Below are 9,588 nucleotides of genomic sequence, written 5' to 3' on the forward strand. Positions count from 1 at the left end.
CTTAAAAATTAAAGCCCTAACTCGCGATGACTAAAACGGAATAGAACCCTACATATATAAAAAATAATAAGGAAATGACAATGAAACGTACTCTACTTGTAGCCGCACTTTTATCTTCAGCGTTAATGGGCTGTGCGAGCACAGCTGACACGCCAGCAGCTGATCAAATGAAAGCAACAGGTCCTTTCGCCGATTGTAATCTCGCCACGGTGGAAGATCGCGGGCCAATTCGTCCTTCACTTTATGTTATAGGCACTTTCCCTGATGGTCAGTGGATCCACATGGAAAACCGTCAGATGTCGCATAAAGGCAAAGGTATTTACCAAGTGGTAAGCGAAGAAAAAGCGGGCAACGTAAGTTTGCAGTTCGCAACGATGGGCTGGTCTCCACAATTTACCGCAGCTGGCATGTCGATGACGGCAGGTTATGAGAAAGCGCTAAAACGCGGTGGCTTTGCTAAAAACACAACCGTTAATATTCCAGAAGATGGCAAATATTTATGGAGTGTTGAAATTAGCGAAGATAAGAAGCCAGTTCGTGCATTGGTTAAAGCGTGTAAATAAGCGATGTAGCCAACCGACATAACCCACTCTATATCACTATTTATAACCATGCTTTATAACACCGTTTATAAACTTGAGGTTGAACGCAGTGATACAGATGAAAGGTGCTCTGAATATCAGAGTGCCTATGTTTTGAAACTAAACATAAAAATAAACCCTAAATGTTCAATGATTAATGTTTACGTCTTTTTAGCCAGTAACTTGAGAGCTCCAGTCACTGGCTAAAAAGATTTTTACCTATCAAGATTTAACCCGTATTCGGAGTTTCAAATGGCAACAGTTAACCTGCGTAAAGTAGAAAAACAGTACGATAATGGTTTTAAAGCCGTACACGGAATTGACTTAGATATTCACGAAGGTGAGTTCATGGTATTTGTGGGGCCGTCTGGTTGCGCCAAATCTACCACATTGCGAATGATTGCTGGCTTAGAAGATATCTCAGCAGGTGAAGTGCGTATTGGCGATAGAGTGGTGAATGATTTAGCGCCTAAAGAGCGTGGTATTGCCATGGTATTCCAAAACTATGCGTTGTACCCACACAAAACGGTCTTCGATAACATGGCCTTTGGTTTGAAAATGCAAAAGCGACCAAAAGAAGAGATCAAACAACGCGTAGAAGATGCCGCTGAAAAACTAGAAATTACTGATCTCCTGTATCGTAAGCCTAAAGAAATGTCGGGTGGTCAGCGTCAGCGTGTCGCAGTGGGGCGAGCCATTGTTCGTAAACCGGACGTATTCTTATTTGATGAGCCTCTATCCAACCTTGATGCCAAACTACGTGTTTCGATGCGTGTGAAAATCGCACAACTACACAAGTCTCTTAAAGATGAAGGTAACCCTGCGACCATGATTTATGTCACGCACGATCAAACGGAAGCGTTAACTTTAGGCGACCGAATTTGTGTATTAAATCAAGGTAACATTATGCAAGTGGACACGCCGACCAACTTGTACAACGCACCACAGAACAAGTTTGTGGCGGGTTTTATCGGCTCCCCAGCCATGAATTTAGTGAACACAACCCTACGCAAGTTAGGTGATGATATTTACGTGGAACTTGCCCCTAACGCCCAAATTATTATTCCTAAACGTTTGCAAGAAAAGCTTGTGGATCATATTGATAAGCCCGTGTGTCTAGGCATTCGACCTGAACACATAAATATTGCCGCTGATGATGAGATGGTGAACGTACACCCTGGTGAGCTGACCGTGGTTGAAAACTTAGGGAATGAAAAATACCTGTATTTCAAATTGGGTGATAACGAAATTGTCGCGCGAGTGAACAACCAAAGCATAAGTACATCAGATATTGGCAGCCAAGTACGCTTCAACTTTGATTCTGCTTTTTGCCATATTTTTGATGGTGAAACCGAACAGAACCTGACGCTATAAATATCTAATCGCTGAACCAAAGCTACCTCTTATTTGATGTGTTGGGGTGGCTTATATTTTTCGAAAAAATTTAAAACCTAATAATTAAGTCTAATTCAGAAAATACCTGGATGGGCTTTGTGCACCCCAAATATATCTAACAAGTGAAACAGGACGATAAAATGAAGAACAAAATAGTATTTCTTTCAGTATTGCTCGCTTCTTTACCTGCTGCTGCAGATTGGAACCAAGCGTACTTCCGTGGCACAGCCAATGATTGGCAAAGCGAATCCATGGTGAAGGTCAAACCTAACCATTGGCAAATTGTTAAAAAATTCAATACTGGCGACAACAATAACCCACCAAGCTTTAAAGTCGACCGCTTTGGCGATTGGTCAGAGAACTACCCGATTAATAACTATGTTGTCGATCCAAACAAAACCTATGAGATCAACTTTTACGACGACACCAACACCGTTATTGTTCATGAAAAACTTCCCTTTGATATGCGTGATGAAACAATGTATTTCGTGTTTCTTGACCGTTTCTATGATGGCGATTCAGCCAATAATACAGCGACGGGTGCCGACATGTATTCGGCAGACAAATCGGATTTCAAAAAATACTTTGGTGGTGACTTAAAAGGTTTAACTGCAAAGCTAGATTACTTGCATGATATGGGGATCACGGCCATTTGGATAACGCCTCCAGCAGATAACATTAACGTACCTGACAGTCGGGGTGGAGCGGGTTATCACGGCTACTGGGGACGTGATTTCTTTAAAGTCGACGAGCATCTGGGTACCGTTGAAGATTTTAAAGCACTAAAGACGAAAATGGATAGTTACGGCATGAAACTCGTGCTGGACTATGCGCCTAATCACTCTAACCCTGATGATGAAGGGGAATACGGTGCACTTTATAAAAAGGGTGTCCGAGTTACCGACTACAAAAATGATAATGCAGGGTATTACCATCATAATGGAGCGATCGCTGAAAACGGTAAAGATTGGGAATGGAACGACGCATGGGCGGTTCGTAATAAAACCTTGTTTAACTTAACCGATTTTGACCAGCGTAAAGATGGCCCTGCGCGTCAGTACTTGATTGATGGCGCGAAATTCTGGGTTGATTTAGGTGTGGATGCGATTCGTATTGATGCGGTGAAACATATGCATAAAGAGTTTATCCAAGATTTTACCGGCCAAATAAACGCATACGCGAAGAAAAGCCAAGGTAAAGATTTCTATTTCTTTGGTGAGTGGATGGATTCAGGTGCTGACGCAACGGGATCAAACTTTGCCTCTATCGATTTTGCCAATACATCAGGCTCTGCATTGCTTGATTTTGGTTTGAGAAACACCATCGAAAACGCCTTGCTACAACACAATGGCACTGGCATGTATGCCATTAATAACTACATGAAGCTGAGAGACCAAAAATTCACAAGCAGTGATTGGCAAGTGGTGTTCTTAGATAACCACGATGCGTCACGTATCTCTACCGTTTTACGCTCAGACGCGAAGAACTTTGGCGCAGGTAAAGACAAGTGGGGTGGTCGTCAAAGTGTTGCATTTGCACAAGACAGAGTGGAGCTGGGTTTAGCGCTTATTATGACCTCTCGTGGCATTCCATGTATTTACTATGGAACAGAGCACTACGCGGCTAACTTCACTACCAACGGTTTTGGCCAACAAGGTAATGACCCATACAACCGTGAAATGATGCCAAGCTTTGATAAAACGACCAATGCTTACAAGATGATTAAAACGTTGAGTAAGTTACGTAAAGAAAGCTATGCGGTGCAGCAGGGGGATTATATTGAGCGCTGGATCAGCAATGATGTATTGGTATATGAACGTAACGCAGGCGATGACGTAGTTGTGGTTGCAATGAACCTCGGTCAAGGTACATCGGTTAACGCGGTGAATTTAGGATTGGCAAACGGAACTTACGACAGTGTATTAGGCACTGACCAAGTGGTTGTTTCTAATGGCAGCGGTACATTTAATCTAGACCAAAATGAAGTGGTTATCTTACGCACTAAGCACTAACAGGTAATACAGGCTATCGATAACGGTTTTACTGGTTTTTGATTGAGTCTCAACAGAATAAACCTCGTACATGGTGTGCGAGGTTTTTTTATTTTTCTTCGCTTGAGCTAGTGGAATATTCTTCATTTTATCGAATTCCCACTAAAATCCTGCCCAAGGGTGTCTTTTCTACAAGAAAACTAGTCGAAGCCTTAACCATGATCTACAATACGGCAAAATTCTAACTCGACTATTTTCAGGAAGAGCTGCATGTACATGAGCACTGATGAGGTTCGCAACGCGTTCCTTAAGTTCTTTGAGAGCAAAGAACACCAAATCGTAGACAGTTCATCGTTAGTTCCACATAACGATCCAACCCTGCTATTTACTAACGCAGGTATGAACCAATTTAAAGATTGCTTCTTAGGCGCCGAAAAACGTGCCTACACTCGAGCAACTACGGCTCAGCGTTGTGTACGTGCGGGTGGTAAACACAATGACCTTGAAAACGTAGGTTTCACGGCTCGTCACCACACATTCTTCGAAATGCTAGGTAACTTCAGCTTTGGTGATTACTTCAAAGAAGAAGCGATTGGGTTTGCTTGGGAATTCCTGACTGAAACACTAGGTCTGCCAAAAGATCGCCTGTTAGTAACGGTTTACGAGACAGATGACGAAGCATTCGAAATCTGGAACAAGAAAGTGGGCATTCCAGCTGACAAGATTGTTCGCATCGGCGACAAAGAAGGCGGCAAGAAGTTTGAATCTGATAACTTCTGGACAATGGGTGACACAGGTCCTTGTGGTCCATGTACTGAAATCTTCTACGATCACGGTGAACACATTTGGGGCGGCCGTCCTGGTACACCTGAAGAAGATGGTGACCGTTTCATCGAGATTTGGAACAACGTATTCATGCAGTTCAACCGTCACGCTGACGGCACTATGGAACCGCTACCTAAGCCAGCTGTAGATACTGGTATGGGTATTGAGCGTATCTCTGCAATCATGCAGGGCGTTCACTCTAACTACGAAATTGATGTATTCCAAAAGCTAATCAAAGCGACAGCAGAAGTGGTGGGTCACGACGACCTATCTAACCAATCACTGCGCGTTATTGCTGACCACATCCGTTCTTGTTCATTCCTAATCGCTGATGGCGTAATGCCTTCAAACGAAGGTCGTGGCTACGTTCTACGTCGTATTATTCGTCGTGCAGTGCGTCACGGTAACAAGATTGGTGCACAAGGCGTGTTCTTCCACAAACTTGTGGGCGTTTTGGCTGAAGTGATGGGCTCTGCGGCAGATGAGCTTAAGAAACAGCAAGAGCTTGTTGAAAAAGTACTTCGCATCGAAGAAGAGAACTTTGGTCGTACGCTAGAGCGCGGCATGGTTATCCTAAACGACGCATTAGACGCACTTGAAGGCAAAGAGCTTGACGGTGAAACAGTATTTAAACTTTACGATACATACGGCTTCCCAGCTGACCTTACTAACGATGTTGCTCGTGAACGCGACTTTACTATCGATGAAGAAGGCTTTGAGAAAGCGATGGAAGCACAGCGTAAGCGTGCACGTGAAGCGGGTCAGTTCGGTACTGATTACAACGCAACGATCAAAGTAGACACGAACACTGAGTTCTGTGGTTACACAGGTACTGAAGGTGCGGGTGAAATTTCTGCGTTATTCGTTGACGGCGAAGAAGTATCTTCACTATCGGCTGGCGACAAAGCAATCATCATCCTTGAAGAGACACCATTCTACGCTGAGTCAGGCGGTCAATGTGGTGACGCTGGTACGCTAAGCACTGCGTCGGGTCTGTTCAAAGTACAAGATACTCAGAAGCTAGGTAATGCATTTGCACACCACGGCGAGCTAGTTGAAGGCGTATTTGCTCAAGGCGATAAAGTAGAAGCGCGTGTTGATGCTGAGCGTCGTGCTGCTATCTCACTAAACCACTCTGCAACTCACTTACTTCACTCTGCATTGCGCGAAGTGCTAGGTGAGCACGTTGCTCAGAAAGGTTCTTTAGTTAAGCCAGACAACCTACGTTTTGACTTCTCTAACCTTGAAGCGGTAACACCGGCACAGATTAAAGAAGTGGAGCGTTTGGTTAACGCACAAGTTCGTAAGAATCATGTGATTGAAACTAACATCATGGACATCGACTCAGCGAAAGAAAAAGGTGCAATGGCACTGTTTGGCGAGAAGTACGATGATGAAGTGCGCGTTCTATCTATGGGCGATTTCTCTACTGAGCTTTGTGGTGGTATCCACGCAAGTAACACGGGTGATATCGGCCTATTCAAGATCACCTCTGAAGGTGGTATTGCTGCGGGTATTCGTCGTATTGAAGCGGTAACGGGTGAAGCTGCTCTAGATGCAGTAGAGGCTCAGGCTAACGCTTACGAAGAGAAGCTTGCTGAATCAGCTAAGAAAGCGAAATCTCTAGAGAAAGAAATCCAACTGCTTAAAGAAAAGATGGCTGCAGCTGAAGGTGCAAACATCATGGGTAAAGTAGAAGAGATCTCTGGTACTAAGGTACTGGTTGCTGCCATTGAAGGTGCAGACAACAAGAACCTACGTACTATGGTTGATAACGCTAAAAACCAAGTAGGTAGCGGCATAATCCTGATCGCAAACGTAGCAGACGGTAAAGTTGGCTTGATTGCTGGTGTAACCAAAGACCTAATCGGCAAAGTTAAAGCGGGTGACCTCGTTAAGATGGTTGCTGAGCAAGTTGGTGGTAAAGGCGGCGGTCGTCCAGATATGGCTCAAGCGGGTGGTACAGATGTTGAAGCACTACCTGAAGCGCTTAAATCAGTACGTATTTGGCTTGAAGAGCGTCTTTAAGCTTAAGTAATTGATACAAAGATGCCCAATCAACTGATTGGGCATCTTTTATTTTGCCCATTGGAAGAACCTTTGAAAAAGGTTTGATTGAGATTAACCAAGAAGGCTAATGGTAACGTTAGACTCCTTGGTTAATTTTTTATTGCTTCGCCATGACGCGGAGTATGTGTTTTTTTGTCATATATAGACATTGGTCTTGGGAAGGTGAGGAAGGGTGAAAATGCCTCTTATCGTGCAGAAATTTGGTGGAACGTCGGTGGGTTCAATTGAACGAATCCATCATGTAGCAGAAAAAATCATTGAAGCGAAAAATGAAGGGAACCAGATCCTGGTTGTCGTTTCTGCTATGTCAGGTGAAACAAATCGGTTAGTTAACTTAGCTTCACAAGTTGATAGCGTACCAAACGCTAGAGAGTTGGATGTGCTGTTAACGGCTGGAGAACAAGTTTCCATGGCTTTGTTGGCGATGACGTTGCACAAGTTGGGTTATGAAGCGACATCGATGACTGGCTATCAAGCCAAAATACACACCGATTCTAATCATAATAATGCGACGATTGAGCGTATTGATACCGCTCCTATTAAAGCGCTGTTAGATGATGACCAGATTGTCATTGTTGCAGGTTTTCAAGGCGTTAATGCGAAAGGTGATATCACAACATTAGGGCGAGGTGGTTCAGACACCACGGCCGTTGCGTTGGCTGGCGCCCTTCAAGCGAAAGAGTGTCAGATATATACCGATGTTGATGGCGTATATTCCTGCGACCCTAGAGTGGTTAAGCAATCTAAGAAATTAGATACCTTAGACTTTCCCTCTATGGAAGAAATGGCTCGCAGAGGCGCTAAGGTTTTGCACCTTCCATGTGTTCAGCATGCGTGGCGACACAATGTACCATTGAGAGTGCTTTCGAGCTTTGAAGAAGGCGAGGGAACTCTTATCGCGGGTAATGACTGTTTGAATGATATTGCTGGGATAGCCATTCAAAGAGATATGGTTCGCGTCGAGTGTTTGAATCAAGATTTACCGTCTCTCATGTCGCATTGCCATTTATTAGGGATTGAAGTCTGTAGTGTGATCGAGGAAGCAGAACGGGCAGCACTCATTATCAAACCGGACATAAGTGCTAAATTAAAACTAGTTTTTGACGAGAAAATCCGTAATAGTGAACAGGTTAGTTTGTTAACTGTGGTAGGAAGCCGAACACAAGAAATTGTGGTCAGTTCACATGGATTGTTGTCTGAAGGCGAAATTGATGTACAGCATCACTTATTGCAACAGCAGTCTTTAACTTTGGTGATATCACCAACGCAAGTCGATATGGCTGCTAACATATTACACAATGCATACATCGTAGCGCGTGAAACACAGGGTTATCCTAAAAAAGAAGTGCATTTTGGTTAAATAAACTCAATCGATAGTTTACGAAAATATAACTTTTGTTGGATAATGCTTGCGTAGCTAGATAAATTTAGAGATTACTCAAGGAGCAAAGAATGCTAATTTTGACTCGCCGCGTTGGCGAAACACTGATGATTGGTGACGAAGTAACAGTTACTGTACTAGGCGTTAAAGGTAACCAAGTACGTATTGGTGTTAACGCACCTAAAGAAGTATCTGTTCACCGTGAAGAGATCTACATGCGCATTCAAGCTGAAAAAGGTAATGGTAACGTTGCACCTGGCAACTACTAATACTTTTGCGTAGAGAAGAGGCTAGCATTGTTGCTAGCCTTTTTTGATCTTGGGGGAATGGAAATACGCATTTGAACATCAATGGGGTGGTAACGGGTTAGTCTTAACGCGGTGAAGTGAGAGCTTTATGACGTTATGAAATCAAATAGGATCGATCATCGCGATTACACGGTATTTTGTCTGCGCAAACTCAAGATTTGTTAGCTTCCCCTATGGCGCAAATACGCATCCCGTAGTATTGTGCAAACAGCGGTAGCACTTGCTGCTGGATAAATTAGATAATTGTTTTCTGCTGTTTATTATTGCCAATCTTTCACCTTAATTTTTAAGGGAAAAGCGCGATTTGAAGCTTATAAGTTCAATTTGCAGGCGCTTTGATTAAATAGCAAACGGTTGAGTGTTTTTGTCCAATTTTTTTCAATAAAGTGTTTGACATATTTTCGGTAAAACGTAATATGTGCCTCCGCAAGACGGTGAGGTGGCCGAGAGGCCGAAGGCGCTCCCCTGCTAAGGGAGTATGTGGTTTGTAGCCGCATCGAGGGTTCGAATCCCTCCCTCACCGCCATTTCTTGCACGTTTGAATTTGCAAGCAAACACAGAAGTAACAATGTGCGCCCTTAGCTCAGCTGGATAGAGTACCTGGCTACGAACCAGGCGGTCGGAGGTTCGAATCCTCCAGGGCGCACCATTCTCTTTACTCTTACTTGTAAGTGTTTCGAGAATAATGAATAAGGTGAGGTGGCCGAGTGGCCGAAGGCGCTCCCCTGCTAAGGGAGTATGTGGTTTGTAGCCGCATCGAGGGTTCGAATCCCTCCCTCACCGCCATTCATTACAGGCCTATGGCCTTTTTTTTGTTTCGTAGAAACAGAATGTGATATATTTCACAACTTCTTCTCTTGAAGATACCGTTGCGCCCTTAGCTCAGCTGGATAGAGTACCTGGCTACGAACCAGGCGGTCGGAGGTTCGAATCCTCCAGGGCGCACCACTATTTAGGGTTTTCATTAATCCTGATGTTGAATATTTAGTTTTAACTGCTTTATTGCCTTAACTAACAGCTCAATATCGAAACCGTTG

Annotated in this window: 7 protein-coding genes and 4 tRNA genes; 10 read left to right on the forward strand and 1 reads right to left on the reverse strand. The window is 43.8% G+C overall.

Going from position 1 to position 9,588, the window contains the following annotated elements; genetic code table 11:
* Positions 1–80: 80 nt before the first annotated feature.
* From AB4407_RS11710 to AB4407_RS11720, 3 genes are all read left to right on the forward strand, one after another.
* On the forward strand, positions 81–563 hold the full coding sequence (locus tag AB4407_RS11710) for a glycosidase (RefSeq protein ID WP_167851856.1): 483 nt from the start codon (positions 81–83) through the stop codon (positions 561–563).
* A 270-nt stretch (positions 564–833) separates the two neighbouring features.
* Positions 834–1,955: an ABC transporter ATP-binding protein gene (locus AB4407_RS11715; RefSeq protein ID WP_371695209.1), complete on the forward strand. Its 1,122-nt coding sequence runs from the start codon at positions 834–836 to the stop codon at positions 1,953–1,955.
* Between the two features lie 161 nt (positions 1,956–2,116).
* The gene (locus AB4407_RS11720) at positions 2,117–3,988 is read left to right on the forward strand and encodes an alpha-amylase family glycosyl hydrolase (RefSeq protein WP_372120662.1); all 1,872 of its coding nucleotides are present in this window, start codon (positions 2,117–2,119) and stop codon (positions 3,986–3,988) included.
* Here the strand turns inward: AB4407_RS11720 and AB4407_RS11725 are convergent.
* A complete protein-coding gene (locus AB4407_RS11725) occupies positions 3,971–4,114 on the reverse strand; it encodes a hypothetical protein (RefSeq protein WP_372120663.1) in 144 nt (47 codons plus the stop codon). The genes AB4407_RS11720 and AB4407_RS11725 overlap by 18 nt on opposite strands.
* 123 nt (positions 4,115–4,237) lie before the next feature.
* Between AB4407_RS11725 and alaS the strand changes: the two genes are divergently transcribed.
* The 7 genes from alaS to AB4407_RS11760 all read left to right on the forward strand — a co-directional run bounded on the left by alaS (position 4,238) and on the right by AB4407_RS11760 (position 9,499).
* Positions 4,238–6,820: an alanine--tRNA ligase gene (gene alaS, locus AB4407_RS11730; protein ID WP_372120664.1), complete on the forward strand. Its 2,583-nt coding sequence runs from the start codon at positions 4,238–4,240 to the stop codon at positions 6,818–6,820.
* 220 nt (positions 6,821–7,040) lie between these two features.
* Positions 7,041–8,222 (forward strand): aspartate kinase, encoded by a 1,182-nt coding sequence (locus AB4407_RS11735; RefSeq protein ID WP_080518014.1) that lies wholly within the window; start codon positions 7,041–7,043, stop codon positions 8,220–8,222.
* Between the two features lie 92 nt (positions 8,223–8,314).
* The gene (csrA, locus tag AB4407_RS11740) at positions 8,315–8,512 is read left to right on the forward strand and encodes a carbon storage regulator CsrA (protein ID WP_009847619.1); all 198 of its coding nucleotides are present in this window, start codon (positions 8,315–8,317) and stop codon (positions 8,510–8,512) included.
* Positions 8,513–8,984: 472 nt separating this feature from the next.
* Positions 8,985–9,077 (forward strand) — tRNA-Ser (locus AB4407_RS11745).
* A 46-nt stretch (positions 9,078–9,123) separates the two neighbouring features.
* Positions 9,124–9,200 (forward strand) — tRNA-Arg (locus AB4407_RS11750).
* Positions 9,201–9,244: 44 nt separating this feature from the next.
* Positions 9,245–9,337: transfer RNA gene (locus AB4407_RS11755), tRNA-Ser, on the forward strand.
* A gap of 85 nt (positions 9,338–9,422) precedes the next feature.
* Positions 9,423–9,499, forward strand: a tRNA-Arg gene (locus AB4407_RS11760).
* Positions 9,500–9,588: the final 89 nt, after the last annotated feature.

Origin of the sequence: Vibrio sp. 10N.261.46.E11 (assembly GCF_041472735.1) — a bacterium.
Lineage (GTDB): Bacteria > Pseudomonadota > Gammaproteobacteria > Enterobacterales > Vibrionaceae > Vibrio.

Bases quoted from the DNA above. Each gene is read 5' to 3' on its own strand.
- AB4407_RS11710 (WP_167851856.1), top strand. From the start codon at position 81: ATGAAACGTACTCTACTTGTAGCCGCACTTTTATCTTCAGCGTTAATG.
- AB4407_RS11715 (WP_371695209.1), top strand. From the start codon at position 834: ATGGCAACAGTTAACCTGCGTAAAGTAGAAAAACAGTACGATAATGGT.
- AB4407_RS11720 (WP_372120662.1), top strand. From the start codon at position 2,117: ATGAAGAACAAAATAGTATTTCTTTCAGTATTGCTCGCTTCTTTACCT.
- AB4407_RS11725 (WP_372120663.1), bottom strand. From the start codon at position 4,114: ATGAAGAATATTCCACTAGCTCAAGCGAAGAAAAATAAAAAAACCTCG.
- alaS (WP_372120664.1), top strand. From the start codon at position 4,238: ATGTACATGAGCACTGATGAGGTTCGCAACGCGTTCCTTAAGTTCTTT.
- AB4407_RS11735 (WP_080518014.1), top strand. From the start codon at position 7,041: ATGCCTCTTATCGTGCAGAAATTTGGTGGAACGTCGGTGGGTTCAATT.
- csrA (WP_009847619.1), top strand. From the start codon at position 8,315: ATGCTAATTTTGACTCGCCGCGTTGGCGAAACACTGATGATTGGTGAC.